The following is a 21608-nucleotide window of genomic DNA, read 5'->3' as shown; positions in this document are numbered from 1 at the left end:
ACTTTGGGCGACGCCTGCGAGCGCTCTAACGCATCGCTGTAGAGCACAATTGATGCGGGCGGCGCTTGACCCTGAACCGACTTTAATGTGTCAAATGGGCGCTCACAACGAAACAGCCATTTTTATCAGCCTGATCTCCGTTCTGTTGTTGGGCGCTGTGACGCTCGGAGCCATAGCGTATTTGCTGGCAAGGCCTTTCCCTCCACGGCTTGAATCAAGCCTATGCAATCCCCCCATGCCAATTAGTCTTTCAGACCCCCCTCCTCGCCGCACCAACATTCCATCGCCGCAGTGGTCCCTCTTGCTGATGGCTTTCTTGGTTGCGTTCGTCGCGACCCTCGGCAGCCTGTTCTTCAGCGAAATCATGAAGCTGGAGCCGTGCGTGCTGTGCTGGTATCAGCGCATCGCAATGTTCCCTCTGGTGCCAATCCTCGCCATCGGGCTCTACTCGCAAGATTCAGGAGGCATCAAATACGCCATGCCGCTGGCGGGCGCGGGATGGCTTGCGGCGTTCTACCACTGGCTGCTGTACTCGGGCTACATCCCAAAAGGCCTGCAGCCGTGCGGTAAGGGCCCGTCCTGCGCCGAGGTCAGCCTGGAATTGGGCGGCCTGGTCACCATCCCAATGCTCTCGCTGGCTTCCTTCAGCATCATCATTATTTTGTTGCTACTGGCGACCAGGAAAGGTGGGTCCCAATGAACCGGCAGCGAATTCTTCTGATTTCGGCCATGGCCGTGATCCTGCTGTTCGGCTTGGGCGTGTACCTGTACGACCGGATGGAGGACGAACGGCTTGGCGAACTCGCCCGCCAAAGTGACTCGGTGTTCAATCGCCCGCATTCACCGACGTATGGCTCGGCACAGGCCAAGGTCCGGATCGTCGAGTTCTTTGATCCGGCCTGCGAGACTTGCAGGGCTTTCTATCCTCTGGTGAAAGATATCGTGGACAGCAACCCCGGCAAGGTTCAACTGGTCGTGCGGTACACGCCGTTCCATGCCGGCGCCGACACGGCTGTCAAAGTGCTCGAGGCGGCCCGGCTTCAAGGTCTTTTCTGGCCGGTGAACCGCGCCTTGCTGAACGCACAACGGACCTGGGGCGCTGACCACGACCCCCGGCCCGATCTGATTTGGTCCATCGTGGACGGCACCGGACTGAACCTCAGGAAAGCCCGCGAGGACGCCGGCTCGGCTGAGGTCCTTGCCAACATCGAACAGGACATGGCCGATGCCAAGATCCTGAATGTCACCCGCACGCCAGGATTTTTCGTCAACGGAAAGCCGTTGAAGGATTTTGGCGATGAACAGCTCAAAGCCCTGGTCAATCGGGAGCTCAAAGCGGCCTACCCGCAGTGAGTGAGATGGGAAACTTTGACGCTGCCGACCGGCTCCCGAGAGAAATCCATGATCGCAAACATTGAATCCGTTGCCCAAAGTGCGCCCTTGGCCGTCGCGCGACTGGCCTGTGCCGTCCTCCTGATCTTCGGCAGTGCATTCGCTCTGCGGGTTGAAGCGCAACCGCTCAAAAGCGTGGTCACGACCGAGCGCGCGCGGGCCGAGTTGCTGGCCCATGCGCCCGAAGGCGTCGAGCCCGGCAAGGCGTTGTGGGTCGGACTGCAACTGGCCCACCAGCCCGAGTGGCACACATACTGGAAGAACTCCGGCGACTCCGGCCTCCCCACCCAGTTGACGTGGACGCTACCGCCGGGCGTGGAGGCTGGCGAGATTGCCTGGCCGATACCGAAGAAGTACCCGATCGGAAATCTGGCTAACTACGGCTACAGCGGCACGGTACTTTTGCCCGTGCCACTCACCGTCACGCCGCAGTTCAAGCCTTCGCTCCTGGGCGGTGACTTGGAAATCAAGCTGAAGGCGCAGTGGCTGATATGCCGGCAGGAGTGCGTCCCCGAAGAGGGCGAATTCGCACTCAAGATTCCCGCGCGCAGTGCCACAGCCCTGTACGCGAATGTCTTCAATGCCAGCTTCCAGGCACAACCCCGCCCGCTCCCCGGCGCCGGGACGGTTCGGATCGACGGCAAAATGCTCAAGGTCAGCGTGCCCGGTTTGCCGGCTGAGGCGCAGGGCAAGGTGCTTGGATTCTTCCCGGAGACGAAGGAGGTGATCGAGACTGCGGCGCCGGTCACGCAATCCTGGGACGGCAAGGTCTGGAACGCCGTTGTGCCCTTGTCAGCCCAGCGCAGCGAGAGCCCGGCGCTGATGCCTTTGGTGCTGACCCTGGGAGACAAGGGTTGGCGCACGGAGGCCCAAGTCATAGGCCAATGGCCGCAGGTGGCCGCCGCACCCGGCGTGTCCCCCGCGCTGGAGGAGGCGTTGCGGCGCAACAGCCTGAGCCAGCCAGCATCTGCTATGTCTCTTACCTTCGCGGCAGCGCTCCTGGGTGCTCTGCTGGGCGGCCTGATTCTCAACCTCATGCCCTGTGTTTTCCCCGTGCTGGCGATCAAGGTGATGAGCTTCGCGCGCCATGCCGACGATAGGCGCGGCCATCGCGTCAGCGGGCTGGCGTTTTCGGCTGGCGTGGTCGTGTCGTTCGTGTTGCTCGGCGCCCTCCTGGTCGGCCTGCGCGCGGCGGGCCAGCAGCTTGGGTGGGGCTTTCAGCTGCAGACCCCGCTCGTGGTCGCCACGCTGGCGGCGCTATTCACGGTGATCGGACTTAATCTCGCCGGAGTATTCGAGTTCGGCGCCTTCCTGCCGAACAAGCTGGCAACCCTGGAGAGCAGGCATCCAGTGGTCAACTCATTCTTGTCGGGAGTGCTGGCCGTGGCGATCGCATCGCCGTGTACCGCGCCATTCATGGGTGCTTCTCTCGGCCTAGCTGTCACGCTGCCGACGCCGCAGGCCTTGCTCGTGTTCGCCGCCCTCGGCTTCGGCATGGCCTTGCCCTACCTTGCCGCCGGCTGGATTCCCGCCGTGGCCAAGTTACTGCCTAGGCCAGGCCCATGGATGGCGACACTGCGCCAGTTCATGGCCTTTCCGATGTTCGCAACAGTGACCTGGCTGCTGTGGGTACTGGGCCAACAAAGCGGAATCGATGGGGCAGCTTCGCTGTTGGTGCTGCTGGTCGCCATGAGCATGGTGATCTGGTCCCTCACGCTGATCGGGCGTTCGCGGCGCATCGTGGGTGGCATTTCATTCGTCGTGCTCGCGCTGCTGATGTGGCACGCGGGTCAGAACATCACAGCAGTCGATGCCCGGCCGGCCACGGCTGCTGCCAGCGAAGGTTCCTGGCAAGCCTGGGAGCCGGGACGCGTTGAGCAAATCCTGGCAACCGGTCGCCCTGTGTTTGTCGACTTCACCGCGGCCTGGTGCGTCACTTGCCAGTACAACAAGAAGACCACGTTGGCCAACCCAGCGGTGATGGCTGACCTGTCAGCCAAGAACGTCGCGTTGGTGCGGGCCGATTGGACACGGCGCGACCCGGCCATCACCGCCGCCCTTGGCCAGTTGGGCCGGAATGGCGTGCCGCTGTATGTGCTTTATCAAAACGGCAGGCCGCCGGTAGTGCTGTCCGAGATTTTGAGCGTGGATGAGGTGCGCTCAGCCGTCGCGTCGCTCTGACATCCCGCTCGCGAACGCGGCCAATATCGACATGGGCCTTTGGCGGATGCAAGTGGCATGCAGAGTTTTGTGAAGCATGCTTGCCAGCACTCAAAGCAAAGAAGACGAGCCATGGGACTTTTGCGCCGGCGAAAGGTCACCTTCTTCGGGTGTCACGTTCGCAGGTCGCCAACTTCGTCGCCACAGACTATGGCTATTGAGCTCCAAAATGAGCACGTAAGGCGATCTTTAACGAATTGACGTTGATCGAATTCTGATCAACTCCTAAGCAGTGCTGCTCAATTGCGCTGACGCATTCTTCAACAACCATCTGAGCAAACTTGTCCAGATTTAGCTCGCTCCAGGTTTCGCTCTGTCCCGAGCAGTTATCGCTATGTTGCTTGAACTCCGTAGCTTGGGCTGCGAGCGCCTTGACTCGTTGACCCGTAGGCACAGTTGTTTGCATTGATGCCCTTAAGTATTCTTGAATGCCAGAACGAAGACTGGCTCGGAGCAATTCCTCTTTTTGAAGCTCGCCATTGTAGGCATTGCGGTTTGGAGAGGCTGGCAGTGGCGATAAGCGATGTACCGCCGTCGTATGTCAGCAGCACCGTCAGCCGCCGGCAGGCCACTTTCGCTCCAGCATTTCCCTCTTGTTGGCTTTGCCATTCCAAATATCGGCATCCGGCAATGGAAGGACCGTGCGAACGATGGGGCGCCAACCGGGCGCTTGAGCGAGTTCGGCGTTCAGTTTTATGAAATCATGCTGCCCCGGCGGCACATCGTCCTCACCGAAGATCGCATCTGCCGGACACTCCGGAATGCAGACGCCGCAGTCGATACATTCGTCCGGCGCGATGACCAGCATGTTGGGGCCTTCGCGGAAGCAATCTACAGGACACACGTCCACGCAGTCCGTGTATTTGCATCGGATGCAGTTTTCAGTGACCACGTGCGTCATAGGATCAGGATGAACGACTTTGCACCGCCCTCGGTGCGAATCATGGGGTCGGACCGCGCTCAGGTCTCGGCAAGCAATTCTTCGATCAGCTTGTCAAGTTCGTCAAAGTTCGGCTTGCCAACGTACCGCTTGACGATATTGCCGCGCTTGTTCACAACGAAGGTCGTCGGTGTAACCTTCACGTCCCCCCAGGCCTTTGCCGCAGCACCGGTGTTGTCCAGGGCAACAGCGAACGGCAGCTTGCGGGTGCTGGCGAAATTGACGACATAGCTCGGCGGGTCGTAGCTCATGGCGACAGCAAGGGTCTCGTAGCCGCGTGAACGGTACTTCTCATGAGCCCGCACAATCATCGGCATCTCTGCCACGCAGGTGGCGCAGCTCGTGGCCCAGAAGTTGACCAACGTGACCTTCCCGCGAAAGTCATTGGCCGTTCTCAAGGATCCATCGAGAAGAACGAACGTCGCTTCCGGTGCCTTGCTGGAGCTTGTGCTGTAAAGCAGCGCGGTGCCAAGCAGTACCGCAGAGGCGGCCATCGTGGCGATGAATATTTTCATTTTCATTTTTGAACTCAGTCTGCCGGTCTTGGGGGCGACGATGGCACCCCGACCGCTTCGCGGGCTTCTTCAATGAGCCGGCGCAATGGCATAGCCACTGGCATGGGCTCAAAGGCACTGACCGTGGCCCTTCCGACGTTGCCCAATGGGAGCCTGCCCGTCCCATTTCCCAGGGGCACCAGCAGGAGCCGCAACACTTGGCCGGCAGCCTCCGGCCAGTCACGTTCAGCCGCAGCGAGTCGAAGCATCATCAGGTGACTGTGCAGATGCAGGCCCAGGCGCTGCTGTCCCATGATGTGTGCTGCCATCAGCCATGGCCAGCGCTGCTCGGGACTTTGGTCTGTGCTGCGCCCGAACTGGCGGATGAGGTATGCGTACGTTTCGCTGTCGTCAGGAACGATTGCTTGTTGATGCATGCTTCTGCCTCTTTCGTGCGGGGTACGATCACAGATTAGAAACCCTGCAGCGACTCCAATGTCAAGCGCTGCTCAACTCAGGCTCGGCATTTCCATGAAGATGGCGGCTATCGTGGGGGTCACTTTGGGCCCCAATGCCGCGACGACAACAGTCCCAATCAATCCAAAACAGAAAGCTAAGCCGCTTTGGCCCCGGTTGAAGCGCCAGTGCGATTCTTCATCAAATTTCACTCAGGAGTACCCATGCAACTCGACCGGACCGCCATTGCACGCGAACTTGGCGTGAGATCCCATTTCGACGTCAAAGCGGAGGCCGAGCGCCGCATCGACTTTCTTCTCACGTACCTCATCCGGTCCCAGCTGGCTTGCTTCGTCCTCGGCATCAGCGGAGGAGTCGATTCGACGGTGGCGGGCCGCCTATGCCAGCTCGCCGTCGCAAAAGCTCGCTCCCAAGGAGCATCCGCCAGGTTCGTCGCGATGCGCCTGCCCTATGGATTGCAAGCCGACGAGCAGGATGCGCAGCGGGCCTTGGCGTTCATCGAGCCTGACGAGGTCCTTGCCGTGAACATCCAGCCGGCGACCGATGCCATGCTGGCGAGCCTGAAGGCGTCGGGACACGCGTTCGAGCATGCTTCGCAGGAAGATTTCGTCCTCGGCAACATCAAGGCGCGACAACGGATGATCGCGCAGTACGCGGTCGCGGGGGCACGGCGCGGCCTGGTCGTCGGCACCGACCATGCGGCCGAAGCCCTCATGGGTTTCTTCACCAAGTTCGGGGACGGCGCGTGTGACCTGGCGCCACTCTCGGGATTGACGAAAGGGCGCGTTCGCGAGCTCGCGTCGCACCTAGGTGCACCGGCCGAGCTCGTCAGCAAAGTTCCAACCGCCGATCTGGAGACTCTGCGTCCCCAGCTTCCCGACGAGTCGGCGTTCGGCGTCAGCTACGCCGAGATTGACGCATTCCTGGAAGGCCGGCCCGTGTCCGAAAGCACGGTGTCCATCATTGAACGGCTCTACCTCGCCAGCCGCCACAAGCGCGGGCTGCCTGTGCAACCGGAATAGTCGCCTCTGGGATCCAGGACGGCGGTGCCTTTGAGCGCTGCGCATGGCCGAGAACTTCACAGGTTGAGCGCTCCGGTGCCGATGGCCAGCGAAGCTTCGCGCATGGCCTCGTAGAGCGTCGGATGGGCGTGCGATATTCGGCCGATGTCCTCGGCCGAGGCCTTGAACTCGATGGCCATCGTCGCCTCCCCGATCATCTCTGAGGCATGCGTGCTGATGATGTGAACGCCCAGCACGGCATCCGTCTTCTGGTCGGCCAGGACCTTCACGAATCCGGAGGTGTCGCCGTTTCCGAGTGCGCGGCCGTTGGCGGTGAACGGAAATTTGCCCGTCCGGTAAGCAATGCCGGCATCCTTCAATTCCTGCTCGGTGCGACCGACCCAGGCCACCTCGGGACTGGTGTAGATGATCGACGGGATGGCGTCGTAGTTGACGTGCCCCGCCTGCCCCGCGATGCACTCCATCACCATCACACCCTCGTCTTCAGCCTTGTGAGCCAGCATGGGCCCCCGCACGACGTCGCCAATCGCATAAACGCCGTCGACCGACGTGCGGCACTGCGCGTCCACGTCCACGAAGCCGCGTTGGGTTGTCTTCACGCCAAGAGTCTCCAATCCGAGACCTGAGGTCGTTGGGACTCGGCCCACTGCGACCACCAGCTTGTCACAAGCCACGGAATGGGCTGTGCCTTGTGCTTCCACATAGGCGAGGCTCAGCGATCCGTCGCTCGCCCGCTCGAGGCCCGTCACCCGCGCGCCAAAGTGAAAATCCATGCCCTGCGCCATGAGCAACTTGAGCATCTCGCGCGCCACGTCCGCATCGCACATGGGCAACAACTGCGGCAGCGCCTCGACCACAGTGACCTGCGCACCCAGCCTGCGCCAGACCGATCCCAATTCAAGCCCGATCACGCCGGCCCCGATGATCGCCATGCGGCTCGGAACCGAGCGCAGGTCCAGCGCGCCCGCGTTGTCGCAAACGTCCACGTTGTCCACTTCTATGCCGGGCAACTGGCGCGGGAGGGACCCGGTTGCGATCACCAGGTTGCGAGCGGTCACCTCTTCAATCGAGCCGGATCGGGAGATGGACACCCTGAAGCCGCCCTCTGCCCGCCCGAGGATCGTCGCCCGGCCCTTCAGATAGGCAACCTTGTTCTTTCGGAACAGGTATTCGATGCCTTGCGCCATCTTGGTGACGATCGCGTCCTTGCGCGCGATCATTGCCGGCACGTCCATCGTGGCGCCCGCGACGCGCATGCCGTGCGCGTTGGCGTGCTTCTGGATCTTCTCGAATTCTTCGCTCGACGACAGCAGCGCCTTCGAGGGGATGCAGCCGACGTTCAGGCAGGTTCCGCCCGGGCGCGGTTCTCCTTTCGGATCCGCGTAGGGATTGGCCTCCACGCATGCGACCTTCAGGCCGAGCTGGCCGGCCCGGATCGATGCGATGTAGCCGCCGGAGCCGGCGCCGATGACGAGTACGTCGAGAGATTGTTGTTGGGCCATCTGCGGATAACGCCGTTGTGGAAGTTCTTCTGGAGGGGCATTCTAGGCAGCGCCCGCTCCAGCCGACCCAATCTCCCCATTGTCGAGCAGCGAGCGAGTCGCATCGCTTGACCTTGTACCGACTACATGGTTTCTAATCGATGGCCCTATGCCTTCAGCATCCTCCAGATCCTCATGAAACGAAGACTTTTAACCGCATCTCTTTTTGGTCCCTTGGTCGCATGGAAGATGCCTGCGTTTGCGCAGGATCGTCCCGTGGAAGGCCGTAGCTATCTGGTCCTGCAGTCTCGGCAACCCACGCGCGATGCGGGCAAGGTGGAGGTGCTGGAATTCTTCGCCTACAGCTGCGGGCACTGCAACGCCTTCGAACCCATGATCGACGCGTGGCAGAAAAAGCTGCCGCGCGACGTTCTGTTCCGCCGCATCCCGGTGGCCTTTCGGGAGGACCTCGTGATCCACCAGAAGCTGTATTTTGCGATCGAGGCGATGGGCCTCGTAGAGCAGTTGCACCCCAAAGTCTTCGCGGCCATCCATGCGGAACGCAAGAAGCTGGATACGCCCGATCAAATCGGGGCCTTCGTTGCGGCCAATGGCGTGGACCGTGTGCGGTTCCTGCAATTGCTGGACTCCTTCGGCATCGTGGCGAAGGTCAAGCAGGCTACCGCGCTGGCGACCGGCTACGCCATCGAAGGCACGCCGTCGATCGGTGTGAATGGCCGCTGGCTCACATCCGGCTCGCTGGCCGGATCGAATTCCAAGTCTCTCTCCGTGGCTGAGTACCTGCTGGAACTGGCGCGCAAGGGCGGATAGTGAACGACGACGATGACGAATTTGCCGCGATGGACCTCGCGTCCAGCAACGCGCAGGACCGCAGGATCCTGTGGTACGTGCTGCTGATCAACCTGGCGCAAAGCGCGCTCGGAATGGGCGTGGGTGTGTGGGCGTCCTCGACCGCGCTGATTGGCGCGGCGCTGGACAACCTGGCGGATGCGTCGGTCTATGCGGTGGGCATCTACGCGGTCGGCCGCAGCGTGCGCGCCAAGGTGGCGGCGGCCCGGTTGTCCGGGTGGCTGCTGATCGGCCTGTCGATCCTGTTGGTCGGCGAGGTGATGCGCAGGTTCATGGGTTCGGAAGCACCGATCGGGCCGGCCATGATGGTGATGGCAGGGGTGAACGCGGCGATCAACGTGTACTGCCTGCGCTTGCTCAAGCGCCACAAGGGCGAAGACGTCAACTTCAAGGCGTCCGCCATCTTCACGAGCAACGACTCGATCGTGAACATGGCGATCCTTGCCAGCGGAATTCTCGTTCTGTGGTTGGGATCGAACGTGCCGGACCTCATCCTGGGCATCGTTTCGGCCCTGTTTGCGGCCAACGGCGGCAGGGAAATCCTCGAGCACGCCCGCAAGGCTTCACGCAAGCCAACTGCTCCCTCCTCTGAACAAAACACGCGCAGCACCGAATGAACAGTACGACCCAGACCTACACCCTCACCCTTAATGAGGGCTTCTTCGCGCGTCGCAACGCCCTCGATTGGCTGTTCGCCGCCTTCGTCGCCGCTGGAGGAGCCTATGCGCTTGCCGTGTATGCGGCCCACATGGACGTTTACGAAAAGGCGATCCTCTTGCTGTCGGCGCCGGCTTTGATCTGGCTGGGCTGGTTCTGGCGGCCGCTGCGCGCACTCATCGCCGGCGTCGCAATCATTTCGGTGCTGGCAGCCGTGGCCTACCAGGGCGACTTGCAGCGCGCCGAGTCGGTCTTCTGGCTCAAGTACTTCTTTTCGAGCCAATCAGCAATCCTGTGGATGAGCCTGCTTTTCTTCATGAGCACGGCTTTCTACTGGGGCGGCATGCTCTCCGCGCGCGCCGTCGGATTCGATCGGCTCGGGACGGGTCTCGCCTGGGCAGCCGTGACCATGGCCCTCATCGGGACGATGGTGCGCTGGTACGAGAGCCACCTGATGGGACCGGACATCGGCCACATCCCGGTGAGCAACCTCTACGAAGTGTTCGTTCTGTTCAGCTGGATGACAGCGGCGTTCTACCTGTATTTTGAGGACCGGTACGAAACCCGCGCGCTCGGCGGTTTTGCGATGCTGATTGTCAGTGCGGCGGTGGGATTCCTGCTGTGGTACACGCTCGTGCGCGAGCAGCACGAGATCCAGCCCTTGGTGCCGGCGCTGCAAAGCTGGTGGATGAAGGTTCATGTGCCGGCCAATTTTGTCGGATACGGCACTTTCGCCCTGGCAGCGATGGTGGCGTTCGCCTACCTGATCAAGCAGCAGGCCGGCGAGACTCGCTGGTACAAGCTCGCCCCTCTCTGGCTGCTGGGCACCGCGCTCTGCCTGGAGCCGCTCGTCTTCCGGCGCGGTGCGGAGACCGGCGGGGCCTTCTGGACGGTCTACTTCGGCGTGTCTTCCCTGATCATCGCCTGCATCCTGCTGGCGCGGCAACGCATCGCCTCGCGGCTTCCCGCCCTCGAGGTGCTCGATGACGTCATGTACAAGGCCATTGCCGTCGGGTTTGCCTTCTTCACGGTGGCCACGGTATTGGGTGCCTTGTGGGCCGCTGAAGCCTGGGGTGGCTACTGGAGCTGGGACCCGAAGGAGACATGGGCGCTGATCGTCTGGCTGAACTATGCGGCGTGGCTGCACATGCGCCTGATCAAGGGGCTGCGCGGCAACGTTTCGGCGTGGTGGGCCCTGGTGGGCCTTGCGGTGACCACCTTCGCATTTCTGGGCGTGAACATGTTCCTGTCCGGGCTCCATAGCTACGGGACGCTGTGATCCTGGGGTGACGCGCCGAGGCCGGAGCTGCGGCGAAACGCGGCTGAACCTGTGCGGTTGCGTCCGAGGCGACTGACCCACGGAGCCCGCTTGACCCTGAAGCGACTATAAGGTGTATCGTGCCCTCATCTAGAAAAGTGGAGAGTCAAGCGATGGATTCCAGCAGCACAAAATCGTGCGGTACCGCCGCATGTGAATCACTGGCCAACGAGCCCCTGGTGGGCGCGGGACGGCCAGCGACCGACACCGTCTTCTACATCGAGAAGATGGATTGCCCGAGCGAAGAGCGCCAGATCCGGCAGCGCGTGGGCCAGATTGCGGGGGTCGAGGCACTCGGGTTCGACCTGCAGCAGCATCGACTGACCGTGACGCACCGGCTCGACGACATGTCACCCGTGACCGCGGCGCTCGTCGAGCTCGGACTGCCCGGGCGGCAAGAAGAAACGCGCACCGAAGCTTTCCACGTTCCGCGCATGGACTGCAAGAACGAAGTCGCGCAGATCCGCGCGCGCCTCGGACAGATCGCCGGCGTCGAGGACTTGCACTTCGACCTCGCGCAGCGTGTCCTAACGGTCGAGCACCGCTTGCCCGATTCGGTTGCGGTCATCGATGCGCTCGCAGCCCTGGGCATGCCCGCGACGCCGCGCCAGGCAGTTGAACTGCCGATCCGATCCACCTTCCATGTGCCGAAGATGGATTGCCGCAATGAGGAGCGGCAGGTGCGCGAGCGCTTGCAAGGCATGGCCGGCATCGAGGAACTGGAATTCGACCTGCCGCAGCGCCGACTGACCGTCGTCCACCGGCTGCCGGACACGGCCGCAGTTGTCCGGGCCCTGACGGAGATTGGCATGCCGCCGGCGGACGCGCAGCTACCGGCGGCAACGCCCGGTGGGACCGCAGCTGCGACTTTGCGCACCGACACGTTCCGCATCGAAAAGATGGACTGCCCCACGGAAGAGGGCCTGATCCGCAAGCGGCTGGGTTCGCTCGACGGGATCGACGGCCTCGATTTCAATTTGATGCAGCGAAAGCTGACCGTGCAGCACACCTTGCCGTCGACCGAGACGATCGTTACTGCACTGAAGGACATCGGCTTGCCGCCGGCGGAGGCAGTAGCATCCGTCCCCGGCGGTGCGCAGCGCAGCGTCTACCGGATCGAGAACATGGACTGCCCGACGGAAGAAGGCCTGATCCGCGACAAGCTGCAGCACATGCCGGGGGTCCAGTCCCTGGACTTCAACCTGATGCAGCGCAAGCTGACGGTGTCGCACACGGTTCTGGCCGCCGACCTGGAGTCCGCCTTGCATTCGATCGGCATGAAGGCCGTGCCGGATGCAGGCGACGCCAACATCGAGGAATCCGCCAGACCCTCCGTGAGCAAGCGGCAGTGGGGCTTGATGGCCGTGGCCGGGGTGAGCGCCGGCGTGGCCGAAGCCGTCGCGTTCAGCACGGGGAATGATTCCGCCTGGCCGGTGATCGGCCTCGCGCTGGTGTCCATCGCCACCGGCGGCTGGCCCACCTACAAGAAGGGCTGGCTCGCGCTCAGGAGCGGCATCCTCAACATCAACGCGCTGATGTCCATTGCGGTGACCGGTGCGATCCTCATCGGCCAGTGGCCCGAAGCGGCGATGGTGATGTTCCTGTTCGCACTGGCCGAGGTGATCGAGGTGCTGTCGCTGGACCGGGCCCGCAATGCGATCCGGGGTCTGCTGGCGATGGCGCCGGAGCAGGCCACCGTGCAGCAACCCGATGGCAGCTGGCTGGAGGTGCCCGCCAAAACAGTGGCCGTGGGGCAGCTCGTTCGCATCCGGCCGGGAGAGCGCATCCCGCTGGACGGCATCCTGGAAAGCGGCCAGTCGGCGGTCAACCAGGCGCCCATCACGGGCGAGAGTATCCCGGTGGCCAAAGCCGCTGGCGATACGGTATTCGCCGGAACGATCAACGAGACCGGCTCCTTCGTCTATCGCGTGACGGCCGAGGCCACGCACTCCACGCTCGCGCGCATCATCAAGGCGGTCGAAGAGGCCCAGGGAAGCCGCGCGCCCACCCAGCGCTTCATCGACCAGTTCTCCAAGGTGTACACGCCGGCGGTCTTTGCGGTGGCCTTGGCCGTCATGCTGGTGCCGCCCCTTTTCCTCGGTGGCGCCTGGATGGACTGGATCTATAAGGCGCTGGTGCTCCTGGTCATCGCCTGTCCCTGCGCCTTGGTCATCTCCACGCCGGTGACGGTGGTGAGCGGCCTGGCCGCGGCGGCGCGGCGAGGAATCCTGATCAAGGGGGGCGCGTACCTGGAACAGGGCCGCCTGCTCAAGTCGCTCGCGCTGGACAAGACGGGAACGATCACGCAGGGCAAGCCGGTCGTCACCGACGTCGTGACCCTCGGGTCCGGTGAGAACCATGCATTGCGCCTAGCGGCCAGCCTGGCCGCGCGCTCCGACCATCCTGTCTCGGGCGCTGTCGCCACCTACTGGCGCGAAAAGCATGGTCAGGCGCTCGGTGAAGCAGACGATTTCGAGTCGCTCACCGGACGGGGGGTCAAGGGCCGCGTAGGCGGGCAGTGGTACTACCTCGGCAGCCACAGGCTGCTGCAGGAACTGGGGATCGGCAGCGCGCCCGCCGAAGCCGCGCTGAAGAAGCTCGAGGGGGAGGGCAAGACCGCCATCGCCATAGCCAGCCAAAACGAGGCTTTGGCGGTCATCGGGGTGGCGGACACCGTCCGCGACTCCAGCCGGGAGGCGATCCGCGAACTGCACGCCCTGGGCGTGCGCACGGTCATGCTGACCGGCGATAACCAGCAGACGGCCAGCGTGATCGCCCGCGACGTGGGCATCGACGACGCGCGCGGCGGACTGCTGCCGCAAGACAAGCTCACGGCCATCGACGCCGAGCTTGCAGCGCATGGCACTGTGGGCATGGTCGGCGATGGCATCAACGACGCGCCGGCGTTGGCCAAGTCCAGCATCGGCTTCGCGATGGGAGCGGCGGGCACCGACACCGCGATCGAGACGGCCGATGTGGCGCTGATGGACGACGACCTGCGCAAAATCCCGCAGTTCATCCGGCTTAGCCGCAAGACGGGAGCCATCCTGAAGCAGAACATCGTGCTGGCGCTGGGCATCAAGGCCGTCTTCCTGGTGCTGGCATTGACGGGCACGGCGACCCTTTGGATGGCAGTGTTCGCGGACATGGGAGCGAGCCTGCTGGTGGTGTTCAACGGCCTGCGGCTGCTGAAAACGCGCGACGCGTGACCCATATGGGCGCTGGCGACATGGGACTACTGCGGCACTGGGTGTACGACTGGGGCGGCCTCAACACCCAACTGATGCTGTGGATCAACCGATCCATGTCGACGGACTGGATCGGCTTGGCTCGTGCTCTGTCCGCGATCGGCAGCTATTGGGGGGCGCCAGTCATGGGCCTGCTTCTGCTGGCCTGGCAGGCCGTGAAGCGTTCCGAACCTGCTGCGCTGGCACCGTTCCGCTTTGGGATCGGCGTCCTGGTCGCCATGCTCCTGGCCTGGACGGCAAAAGTTGGGCTTGCGCTTTCGCGCCCGTCGGACCTCTACGCGAACGATATGGCTTGGGTGCTTGGCGAACCGGACAGCCTTTATGCGTTTCCGAGCGGCCATGCTGTTTACACGGCAGCCGTCGTCGCCTGCCTCTGGCCGCTCGGTTCCTGGCCGTTCCGACTGCTTCTGCTCGCACTCGCGGCAGCCGTCGGCTGGTCCCGCGTGGCACTGGGGGCGCATTTCCCGGCGGATGTTGTTGCCGGCTTCCTGCTTGGCGGCGCTTGCGTTGTAGCGACCTATGGATGGGCCGTGTCGTTGAAGCGCGCCGCTGACGAGTGGCGGGCCACGCGATGACGTTCGCCGCAGCCCTGCGCCTTGCTGGCCGCATCGACTCCGTCAATCGCCAAATGGCGTTCGTGGTGCGCTGGGGCCTGCTGGCCAATGCCGTCCTCATCGCCGGCAATGCGTTCAGCCGCAAGCTGTTGGGCGTCGCATCTTCGAGCATGTACGACGTGCACCCTCCTGGCCCTCGGCCGCCTGTTCCGCAAGCAGCCCGGCGGCTTGCTGGTGGCCACCCTGATCGTGGGCTCGATGCTGTCCGCCATCACTGGGTTCGTGTCGGCCTCGGTCATCGCCATGGGCCTGATCGCGCTGCCGACGATGCTCAAGGCGGGTTATGACCCCAAGCTTGCCACCGGCTCGATCGCGGCCGCCGGCACGCTGGCGCAGATGCTGCCGCCCAGCCTGGTGCTCATCGTGCTGGCCGAGCAGATGGAGGTACCGCTGGTGGAGATATTCCACGCAGCCCTGCTGCCCAGCGCGATGCTGGTCGGGCTGTACCTGGTGTACGTCGTCGCGGCAACCCGATGGCGCCCCGGTCTGGCGCCGCCCTTGATGGAAGCCGCCAGCGCATCCGTGAGCGCATGGAAGGAGGCCGCTGTGGCGGCTGGCGTGCCGTTGGCGCTCATCCTGGCCGTCCTGGCGTCGATCTTTTTCGGCGTCGCCACCCCGACCGAAGGCGGTGCGGTGGGCGTCTGCGCCGCGTTGCTGATCGGGCTGGCAAAGCGCCGCCTGAGCCGCCAGCGGCTGGCCGAAGCGCTCACCAACGCAGGTGTTCTGTGCTCCAGCGTGATTTTCCTGCTGCTGGGTGCCTCCTTCTTCATGCTCGTGTTTCGCGGTTTCAACGGGCAGGCCTGGATCGAACAACTCTTCGGCCACCTGCCGCAGGGACAGCTGCCATTCTTGCTGTTCGTGTGCATCGGCATCTTCCTGCTCGGATTCTTCCTCGACTTCTTCGAGATCGCTTTCATCGTCGTGCCCCTGATCGCGCCGGTGGCCCGCAAGCTCGGCATCGACATGGTCTGGTTCACCGTCATCGTGGCGGTGGTGCTGCAAACCTCTTTCATGCACCCGCCCTTCGGCATCGCGCTGTACAACCTGCGCAGCGTGGCACCCCCGTCGGTTCGCACGTCCGAAATTTACCTCGGCGCCATCCCTTTCCTGGTGCTGCAGATGGCAATGGTGGGCATCCTGGTGGCGTTCCCTGGGATTGCCAGCACGCCACCACCGGCGGCCACGCTGACCGACAAACAAGTCGAGGACGCGTTGAAAGCGCCGCCCGAACCGGAGCCCGAAACGCCCACGGACCCCATTCCCACTAAATGAACATGCATCCACATCGACAAGCTCCCTGGTTCTCGCTCGCCTTCGCCGTCTTCGCCGCCGACCAGGCCGCCAAAAGCACCATCGACGCCATCACGCCCCTGGGCTGGTCCCATCCGGTCACGTCCTTTTTCAACCTGGTCCATGTGCTGAACCCGGGCGCTGCCTTCAGTTTCCTTGCCGGCGCCGGCGGGTGGCAGCGCTGGTTCTTTCTGGCCATCGCGGTCGTGGCTTCCGTCTGGTTGATCTGGATGTTGCGGCAACCTCGGCCACGCAGCGAATCGCTGGCCTTCAGTCTGATCCTGGGAGGCGCGCTGGGAAACGCCTTCGATCGTGCCCTGCGCGGCCATGTCATCGACTACCTGGATTTTCACTTCGCCGGCTGGCACTGGCCGGCGTTCAATGTGGCAGACATCGCCATCACCGTGGGCGCGGCTTGCTTGGTGCTGGCGTCCTTTGCCGGGGCGAGGCAACCGCAAACTCGAGAGAAGGCATGAGCAAATCCAGTGCTCGCAAACTTCGCCGGATGTCGAGCGGGCCGCAGGACGCCAAGGTGGAGCGCCGGCGCCTCGCGCTGGTGTTCGGGATCTTCATGCTGCTTGCCGCGCCGACCGTATTTCTTGTGCAGTCCAGGTCCTATCCCACTGCCAGCCCATTCAAGCTGATCGACATCACCGGCGCTGGTTATGCGGGCGACTTCCTTTTGCCCGATCACAATGGCGTGACACGCAGCCTCAAGGACTTCAACGGCGAAGTTGCCGTCGTGTTCTTCGGCTTCACGCAGTGCCCGGACGTCTGCCCGACCACATTGACCGAAGTTGTGCAGGCCAGGAAGCTGATGGGCTCGGACGGGGCCAAGCTGAAGGCAATCTTCGTGACCGTTGACCCGGAGCGCGATACCTTCCCGGTGCTAAAGACCTACATGGCCAATTTCGATCCCGCCTTCGTGGCGTTGCGGCCAGACCCGGGCCAGCTTCAACAGTTGGCAAAAGAATTCAAGCTCCACATCCGCAAGAATCCGGGGCAGTCGCCTACCTCGTACACGATGGACCATACGGCGGCCAGCTTCGTCTATGACCCGCGGGGCCGACTGCGTTTGTATGCGCGGTATGGCGCTGGAGCCGAGGCATTGGCCCACGATGCCAAGTTGCTTTTGAATGGCGCGTGATGCACGCGCCGCTTGATGAATCCATACGCCCACGCGGCCGGCGCTGGCTCCTTGCGGTGGGCCTGTCGGCTGCTGCGGGGCTGGGCGTGTTCGCATACTTCCACTCCAACAGGCCGCCCGGGGGAGCAAGCACGAGCGCTCTGCCGCTCGTCATGCGCGCGCAGCCTGTCCCTCTTCCGAACCTCAGGGTACTGGATGGCACGGGCCGACCGGTCGATCTCGCAAGCTTCAAGGGCAAGATGGTTCTGCTGAATATCTGGGCCACGTGGTGCCCTCCGTGCCGTCAGGAGATGCCTTCGTTGGATCGGCTGCAGGCGCAACTTGGCGGTGGCGACTTTCAGGTCGTCGCGCTCTCGGTGGACGCAGGCGCCAAGGCATTGGATCGGGTCAAATCCTTCTATGCGTCGGAGGGAATCAAGCATCTGGCCGTCTACCTGGACGCGGATGCGGCCGCGATCTTCACGCTCAAGGCCGGCGGCGTGCCCACAACCTTATTGCTGGACCGGCAAGGCCGCGAACTGGGTCGCATGAGCGGAACGGCGGAATGGGACAGCCCGCAGATCGTCAAGGCTCTGCAGGCGCTGCTGGGCGCGCAGGCCAAGTGATGGTCCGAATGGCGCCGCAATGGTAAGCGGCCAACTCAGCGATTGCCGCCCGGGCTGCTGCGGGTCTTTCTGTAGATCGGGCGCATCGGCTGACGGATTCAACTGCGGGAGCTGGAATGACACCGTACAAATTGACAGAAGACGAACTCCGACAGGAGCAGCGCATGGTACATCGGTGCAGTGGCGCCGCGGCAGTCGTTTGTGCAGTGATGTACGGGCTTGCCTACCTGTTTCTGCCGCGCGTGCTGCACTTCCCGGACGACCTTGATTCCGCATTGACATTCTGGGCCGGTGCCATCCTTTTCATTGTCCTTTGGGTCATGGTCGGCATCGGCTTGGTCTCGCGTGGCAGGCGGCTTTCCGCGCAGGACATTCGCGGATCCGCCTATGGTCCACCAAGCCCGCGAATCGCGGTGTATGCCGCCTTCCTGCAGAACACGCTGGAGCAGGCCACTGTCACCATCCTCTTGCTGTTGGCTGTCCTTCTGCTGCTGAGAGGCGAAGCAATGCCGTTTGTTGGCGCATCCGTGATTCTCTTCGCCGTGGGCCGCGTGGCGTTCCTGCGGGGATACCCGGGCGGCGCGGGTACGCGCGCGTTCGGCATGGCCCTGACTGCCCTTCCGAGCGTGGTGGCCTTCGTCGTGGCGGCAGGCTCGGTGATTGCACGCGTCTTGCGATGAACAAGCCGGGTTTATCGGCGCTGCCACTGGCGACGCCAAACTCTACAGGGACTTCAAGGTTCGGCGCTACACTTCGGGCTTGGAAGGGCCAACCCATGAAGATCGGCGAACTCGCGAAAGCAACTCAGACGCAGGCGGAAACCATCCGCTTCTACGAGCGCGAGGGCCTGTTGAAGGAGCCTCCTCGCAGCGACGGAAACTACCGCCTCTACGGGAGGGAGCACCTGGAGCGGCTCGCCTTCATCCGGCACTGCCGCTCCCTCGACATGACGCTCGATGAGATCCGCGCTCTGCTGCTCTTCCAGGACGCGCCCCGGGAGGACTGTCATGCCGTCAACGAGGTCCTGGACGAGCACATCGAGCACGTGGCACAGCGCATCCGCGACCTGAGGGAATTGCAGAAAGAGCTCAAGTCGCTTCGAGAGCAATGCGATGGAGTGGCGGCCGAGTGCGGCATCCTGGATGGCCTGAAGCAAGTCACCGTCCGAAAGTCCACGGGCCAAGGGGTGCACTCGGTCGGGCACCGGCGGCCCCCGCAGGGACCGCGTAGCCCAAAGCCAGCGCATTGAAGCCGTTCGATCCGGCCGGCCTCGCTTGGGCTGGGCGCGCTTGGATCGCCCCCGGGATAGGCGTGTTCCGTGGAAGCGTCGGCGCACACGACTGGCACCAGCACCTTGCCCACCAGATCACGGTGGGCCTGGAAGGGGCCGTCGAGGTGGAGACCCCGGCCGGTCGCCTGCGAGGTCGGGCACTGGTGATTCCGGCCGGGATGCGCCACAGGCTGAGCGGAGGCGCGGTGCTCTCGATTTACCTGGATGCCCTCGCGCCTGAGGCGACGGCGCTGCGATTGCGGCCTCAACAGGCCGCTCTGGCGCTCGATCCCGACTTGGCGCGGCGGCTGCTGGACTTCTCGAGCGCAGACGATCTGACGACCGTTCAAGTCATCTTCCGGTCGGACCCGCCGCGTGTTGCCGACACGCGGCTCGAAGCGGTCGTGCGGGAACTTCGTGCCTGCAGGGGAGAGACCGACAGGCGCAGCCTGGCGGCGATGGTTCATGTTTCGCCGGAGCGCTTTTCACACTGGTTCGTGGAGCAGACCGGCCTGCCCCTTCGCAGCTACCTGAAGTGGGTGCGCCTGATCGAGTCACTGCGACAGCTCGCGGCGGGAGGCAGTCTCACCGAGGCAGCCCATCTGGGCGGGTTCTCCGACTCAGCCCATCTGAGCCGGACGTTCCGGGCCATGTTGGGGAGCAGCCCGGCAAACCTGCTGAAACAAGTCGCGCTTTCCGGCGCGATCGACTGATTCGTTCAAGCCGCAAGCCCGGCGCGCCTCTATCGTCGGCACATACCAGAACCAAGGTACCGACATGAAGCAGCTCGCACAATCAATCCTCCGCTGGGGTAGCTATCCGCTGGTATTTGGCGGATCGACCCTGGCCATCGTCTACACGGCCTATGCCGGCATGGCGTATTGGCCCATGGTGCCCGCAATCTCGCTTGCCGGCGTGCTGGCCGTTGCGGTCCTGGAGCGATTCCGGCCCTTCCGCGCGGCCTGGCTCGCGGACCACGGCGATACCAACACCGACATCGCCCACACCGTTGTCAACCTCGCGGTCATCCAGCTGACCGCCATGTGGATCGCCAGGCTGGGCGACTTCGTGCCGCCAGAGTGGCGCCTGTTTCCCGTGCAGTGGCCCTTGTGGAGCCAGCTGCTGCTCGTGGCGGCCGTGTTCGACATCGGTCTCTATGCCGTGCACCGCGTCAGTCATGCCGTGCCCTGGCTTTGGCGCCTGCATGCGCCGCACCACAGTGCCGAGCGGCTGTACTGGCTCAACGGCGAGCGGCGGCATCCCTTGCATGCCGCACTAATGGCGGCGCCCGGATTGACCGTCCTGTTCGCGATGGGCACTCCCTCGGAGCTTGTCGCGGCCTGGCTGGCGATTCTGGTCGTTCACCTGACTTTCCAGCACTCCAACCTGGACTACAGGGTGGGACCCATGCGACATGTGATTGGGGTTGCCGAGACGCATCGTTGGCACCACAAGCGGGACTTCGAAGACGCGCAGGTGAACTTCGGCGAGTTCTTCATGATCTGGGACAGGGCGCTGGGGACCTACTTCGACAGCAGGGACCAGTTGGGCGATGCGGCGGTGGGCCTGCGAGAAAAGGACTACCCGCGGGACTACTGGAGCCAGCTGCTGCATCCGCTCAAGCGCGCGGCTGCTGCCAATGTCACCTCACAGAAGTAACGCGATGGAGTGGCGGGTTGGTCCCGGTGCGCTTCTTCGGTCGGCCGTGCCGCCAGGGGTCGTCGGGGCTTGGCATCCAGCCCAAACAGTCGATGCGGGCATCATGCGGACTTTTCTCCGCAACTCCTGCTCCAACATCTCGGTGCGCGGAGTAGGCCGGTCAGTGGGCCCTTTACATCGCCTTTCTGATGTTGAAACGCGGGCAGGGTTTTCCCGCGCCTCAAACCGCTAGGATTTGCACCGAAACCGAAATCACCCCAACTGCCCCTTGATACGGCGGACACGGGCGATCAGTTTGTCTTTCTGGCGGGAGGTGTGGGGCATGGCGGCAAGCAATCAATATAGCTTAGGGGACTATATTATCTTGAACTCACCAAAACCACTACCTGAACTCAAGCGCCTGCGCGTCGAATGCCGTCGAGCAGGCGCTTTTGAGGCAACACGGCATCGTGTGATGCCGCATGGCGTTCCGCCCGGGGCGGCATGTTCCCGGTGCTGGAACCGGCCAGCGCCCGAAGGCATCGCGTACCACAGCGATGCCGTTAACGCCGTCGCCTGAGCACAGCGAAGACGGCGGCGTTCTGATGGGGGCTGATTGCCTTCAACACCGGGCGCGGCCACTGCCGCGCCCGGTTTTTTGACCCCGCCGGCCCCAGGTCGAATGAACTGGGGCCGGTGCTGATCGCGGCTATTCCTTCGTCTCGATGAGCCACCACACGGCACGCGGCAAAGTGCGGCCCGTGATGGGATGAATGTCCGTGAGGTCGGCGTGGGCCGTCCAGCCCGAAGGCGGGCGGTAGCCGCGCACGTCGCCATCGCCATGCCAGCGGCGGCCGCGCACCGTGCCAGTTGCATAGATCGCCGCCAAGCGCGGGCGGGTTGTTGTGGTGCGGATCATGAGCGG

22 protein-coding genes are annotated in these 21608 nt (G+C 63.5%); 17 read left to right on the top strand and 5 right to left on the bottom strand.

What is annotated here, in order from left to right:
• Positions 1-94 precede the first annotated feature (94 nt).
• The 3 genes from K226_RS0114390 to K226_RS0114380 are packed head-to-tail and all read left to right on the top strand — an operon-like array spanning position 95 to position 3573.
• Positions 95-700 (top strand): disulfide bond formation protein B, encoded by a 606-nt coding sequence (locus K226_RS0114390; RefSeq protein ID WP_238324232.1) that lies wholly within the window; start codon positions 95-97, stop codon positions 698-700.
• Between the two features lie 29 nt (positions 701-729).
• A complete protein-coding gene (locus tag K226_RS0114385) occupies positions 730-1353 on the top strand; it encodes a thioredoxin domain-containing protein (RefSeq protein WP_162150981.1) in 624 nt (207 codons plus the stop codon).
• Positions 1354-1401: 48 nt separating this feature from the next.
• Positions 1402-3573, top strand: coding sequence for a protein-disulfide reductase DsbD (locus K226_RS0114380; protein ID WP_081739387.1), 2172 nt, complete (start codon positions 1402-1404; stop codon positions 3571-3573).
• A 592-nt stretch (positions 3574-4165) separates the two neighbouring features.
• Here the strand turns inward: K226_RS0114380 and fdxA are convergent.
• From fdxA to K226_RS0114365, 3 genes are read right to left on the bottom strand one after another with little or no spacing between them, the layout of a single operon-like run.
• Positions 4166-4513 carry a ferredoxin FdxA gene (gene fdxA, locus K226_RS0114375; RefSeq protein WP_024815488.1) on the bottom strand — a complete coding sequence of 116 codons (348 nt, stop codon included), beginning with the start codon at positions 4511-4513 and terminating at the stop codon, positions 4166-4168.
• A 59-nt stretch (positions 4514-4572) separates the two neighbouring features.
• Positions 4573-5046 carry a TlpA family protein disulfide reductase gene (locus K226_RS0114370; RefSeq protein WP_369795472.1) on the bottom strand — a complete coding sequence of 158 codons (474 nt, stop codon included), beginning with the start codon at positions 5044-5046 and terminating at the stop codon, positions 4573-4575.
• Between the two features lie 35 nt (positions 5047-5081).
• The gene (locus K226_RS0114365) at positions 5082-5483 is read right to left on the bottom strand and encodes a DUF3703 domain-containing protein (protein WP_024815486.1); all 402 of its coding nucleotides are present in this window, start codon (positions 5481-5483) and stop codon (positions 5082-5084) included.
• A gap of 243 nt (positions 5484-5726) precedes the next feature.
• On the opposite strand from K226_RS0114365, the gene nadE reads away from it, so the two are divergent.
• On the top strand, positions 5727-6545 hold the full coding sequence (nadE, locus tag K226_RS0114360; protein ID WP_024815485.1) for an ammonia-dependent NAD(+) synthetase: 819 nt from the start codon (positions 5727-5729) through the stop codon (positions 6543-6545).
• A gap of 56 nt (positions 6546-6601) precedes the next feature.
• Here the strand turns inward: nadE and lpdA are convergent, their stop codons facing one another.
• Entirely contained in the window at positions 6602-8047 is a 1446-nt protein-coding gene (gene lpdA, locus K226_RS0114355; RefSeq protein WP_024815484.1) for a dihydrolipoyl dehydrogenase, read from the bottom strand.
• A gap of 174 nt (positions 8048-8221) precedes the next feature.
• Here lpdA and K226_RS0114350 point away from each other — a divergent pair, with 174 nt between their 5' ends.
• From K226_RS0114350 to K226_RS0114290, 13 genes are all read left to right on the top strand, one after another.
• A complete protein-coding gene (locus K226_RS0114350; RefSeq protein WP_024815483.1) occupies positions 8222-8857 on the top strand; it encodes a thiol:disulfide interchange protein DsbA/DsbL in 636 nt (211 codons plus the stop codon).
• A gap of 29 nt (positions 8858-8886) precedes the next feature.
• Entirely contained in the window at positions 8887-9513 is a 627-nt protein-coding gene (locus K226_RS0114345; RefSeq protein ID WP_051463544.1) for a cation transporter, read from the top strand.
• Entirely contained in the window at positions 9510-10832 is a 1323-nt protein-coding gene (ccsB, locus tag K226_RS0114340) for a c-type cytochrome biogenesis protein CcsB (RefSeq protein ID WP_024815481.1), read from the top strand. Before K226_RS0114345 ends, ccsB begins: the two co-directional genes overlap by 4 nt.
• A 473-nt stretch (positions 10833-11305) precedes the next feature.
• Positions 11306-14080, top strand: a complete 2775-nt coding sequence (locus K226_RS0114335; RefSeq protein WP_024815480.1) for a heavy metal translocating P-type ATPase — start codon at positions 11306-11308, stop codon at positions 14078-14080.
• A 5-nt stretch (positions 14081-14085) separates the two neighbouring features.
• A complete protein-coding gene (locus K226_RS0114330; RefSeq protein ID WP_051463491.1) occupies positions 14086-14694 on the top strand; it encodes a phosphatase PAP2 family protein in 609 nt (202 codons plus the stop codon).
• Positions 14695-14781: 87 nt separating this feature from the next.
• A complete protein-coding gene (locus K226_RS18985) occupies positions 14782-16005 on the top strand; it encodes a TRAP transporter large permease subunit (RefSeq protein WP_081739386.1) in 1224 nt (407 codons plus the stop codon).
• Entirely contained in the window at positions 16002-16499 is a 498-nt protein-coding gene (lspA, locus tag K226_RS0114320) for a signal peptidase II (protein ID WP_024815478.1), read from the top strand. Before K226_RS18985 ends, lspA begins: the two co-directional genes overlap by 4 nt.
• 95 nt (positions 16500-16594) lie before the next feature.
• Positions 16595-17170 (top strand): SCO family protein, encoded by a 576-nt coding sequence (locus K226_RS0114315; RefSeq protein WP_081739426.1) that lies wholly within the window; start codon positions 16595-16597, stop codon positions 17168-17170.
• Positions 17170-17775, top strand: a complete 606-nt coding sequence (locus tag K226_RS0114310) for a TlpA disulfide reductase family protein (RefSeq protein ID WP_024815476.1) — start codon at positions 17170-17172, stop codon at positions 17773-17775. The genes K226_RS0114315 and K226_RS0114310 overlap by 1 nt, the downstream gene beginning before the upstream one ends.
• Positions 17776-17891: 116 nt before the next feature.
• Complete coding sequence (locus tag K226_RS0114305) at positions 17892-18455, top strand: MAPEG family protein (protein ID WP_024815475.1); 564 nt, start codon at positions 17892-17894, stop codon at positions 18453-18455.
• A gap of 95 nt (positions 18456-18550) precedes the next feature.
• Positions 18551-19024 carry a Cd(II)/Pb(II)-responsive transcriptional regulator gene (cadR, locus tag K226_RS0114300; protein WP_024815474.1) on the top strand — a complete coding sequence of 158 codons (474 nt, stop codon included), beginning with the start codon at positions 18551-18553 and terminating at the stop codon, positions 19022-19024.
• Positions 19021-19758, top strand: a complete 738-nt coding sequence (locus K226_RS0114295) for a helix-turn-helix transcriptional regulator (RefSeq protein ID WP_024815473.1) — start codon at positions 19021-19023, stop codon at positions 19756-19758. Before cadR ends, K226_RS0114295 begins: the two co-directional genes overlap by 4 nt.
• A gap of 64 nt (positions 19759-19822) precedes the next feature.
• A complete protein-coding gene (locus tag K226_RS0114290) occupies positions 19823-20704 on the top strand; it encodes a sterol desaturase family protein (protein ID WP_024815472.1) in 882 nt (293 codons plus the stop codon).
• Positions 20705-21392: 688 nt separating this feature from the next.
• Here the strand turns inward: K226_RS0114290 and K226_RS0114285 are convergent.
• Complete coding sequence (locus K226_RS0114285) at positions 21393-21602, bottom strand: hypothetical protein (RefSeq protein ID WP_024815471.1); 210 nt, start codon at positions 21600-21602, stop codon at positions 21393-21395.
• Positions 21603-21608: the final 6 nt, after the last annotated feature.

Source organism: Acidovorax sp. JHL-3 (assembly GCF_000526295.1).
GTDB classification, from domain to species: Bacteria; Pseudomonadota; Gammaproteobacteria; order Burkholderiales; family Burkholderiaceae_C; genus Acidovorax; species Acidovorax defluvii.
The sequence above is the reverse complement of the archived record's forward strand: the minus strand, read 5'-3'. Positions and strand labels throughout refer to the sequence as shown.

Bases quoted from the DNA above. Each gene is read 5' to 3' on its own strand.
- K226_RS0114390 (WP_238324232.1), top strand. From the start codon at position 95: ATGGGCGCTCACAACGAAACAGCCATTTTTATCAGCCTGATCTCCGTT.
- K226_RS0114385 (WP_162150981.1), top strand. From the start codon at position 730: ATGGCCGTGATCCTGCTGTTCGGCTTGGGCGTGTACCTGTACGACCGG.
- K226_RS0114380 (WP_081739387.1), top strand. From the start codon at position 1,402: ATGATCGCAAACATTGAATCCGTTGCCCAAAGTGCGCCCTTGGCCGTC.
- fdxA (WP_024815488.1), bottom strand. From the start codon at position 4,513: ATGACGCACGTGGTCACTGAAAACTGCATCCGATGCAAATACACGGAC.
- K226_RS0114370 (WP_369795472.1), bottom strand. From the start codon at position 5,046: ATGGCCGCCTCTGCGGTACTGCTTGGCACCGCGCTGCTTTACAGCACA.
- K226_RS0114365 (WP_024815486.1), bottom strand. From the start codon at position 5,483: ATGCATCAACAAGCAATCGTTCCTGACGACAGCGAAACGTACGCATAC.
- nadE (WP_024815485.1), top strand. From the start codon at position 5,727: ATGCAACTCGACCGGACCGCCATTGCACGCGAACTTGGCGTGAGATCC.
- lpdA (WP_024815484.1), bottom strand. From the start codon at position 8,047: ATGGCCCAACAACAATCTCTCGACGTACTCGTCATCGGCGCCGGCTCC.
- K226_RS0114350 (WP_024815483.1), top strand. From the start codon at position 8,222: ATGAAACGAAGACTTTTAACCGCATCTCTTTTTGGTCCCTTGGTCGCA.
- K226_RS0114345 (WP_051463544.1), top strand. From the start codon at position 8,887: ATGGACCTCGCGTCCAGCAACGCGCAGGACCGCAGGATCCTGTGGTAC.
- ccsB (WP_024815481.1), top strand. From the start codon at position 9,510: ATGAACAGTACGACCCAGACCTACACCCTCACCCTTAATGAGGGCTTC.
- K226_RS0114335 (WP_024815480.1), top strand. From the start codon at position 11,306: ATGGACTGCAAGAACGAAGTCGCGCAGATCCGCGCGCGCCTCGGACAG.
- K226_RS0114330 (WP_051463491.1), top strand. From the start codon at position 14,086: ATGGGCGCTGGCGACATGGGACTACTGCGGCACTGGGTGTACGACTGG.
- K226_RS18985 (WP_081739386.1), top strand. From the start codon at position 14,782: ATGCCGTCCTCATCGCCGGCAATGCGTTCAGCCGCAAGCTGTTGGGCG.
- lspA (WP_024815478.1), top strand. From the start codon at position 16,002: ATGAACATGCATCCACATCGACAAGCTCCCTGGTTCTCGCTCGCCTTC.
- K226_RS0114315 (WP_081739426.1), top strand. From the start codon at position 16,595: ATGCTGCTTGCCGCGCCGACCGTATTTCTTGTGCAGTCCAGGTCCTAT.
- K226_RS0114310 (WP_024815476.1), top strand. From the start codon at position 17,170: ATGCACGCGCCGCTTGATGAATCCATACGCCCACGCGGCCGGCGCTGG.
- K226_RS0114305 (WP_024815475.1), top strand. From the start codon at position 17,892: ATGACACCGTACAAATTGACAGAAGACGAACTCCGACAGGAGCAGCGC.
- cadR (WP_024815474.1), top strand. From the start codon at position 18,551: ATGAAGATCGGCGAACTCGCGAAAGCAACTCAGACGCAGGCGGAAACC.
- K226_RS0114290 (WP_024815472.1), top strand. From the start codon at position 19,823: ATGAAGCAGCTCGCACAATCAATCCTCCGCTGGGGTAGCTATCCGCTG.
- K226_RS0114285 (WP_024815471.1), bottom strand. From the start codon at position 21,602: ATGATCCGCACCACAACAACCCGCCCGCGCTTGGCGGCGATCTATGCA.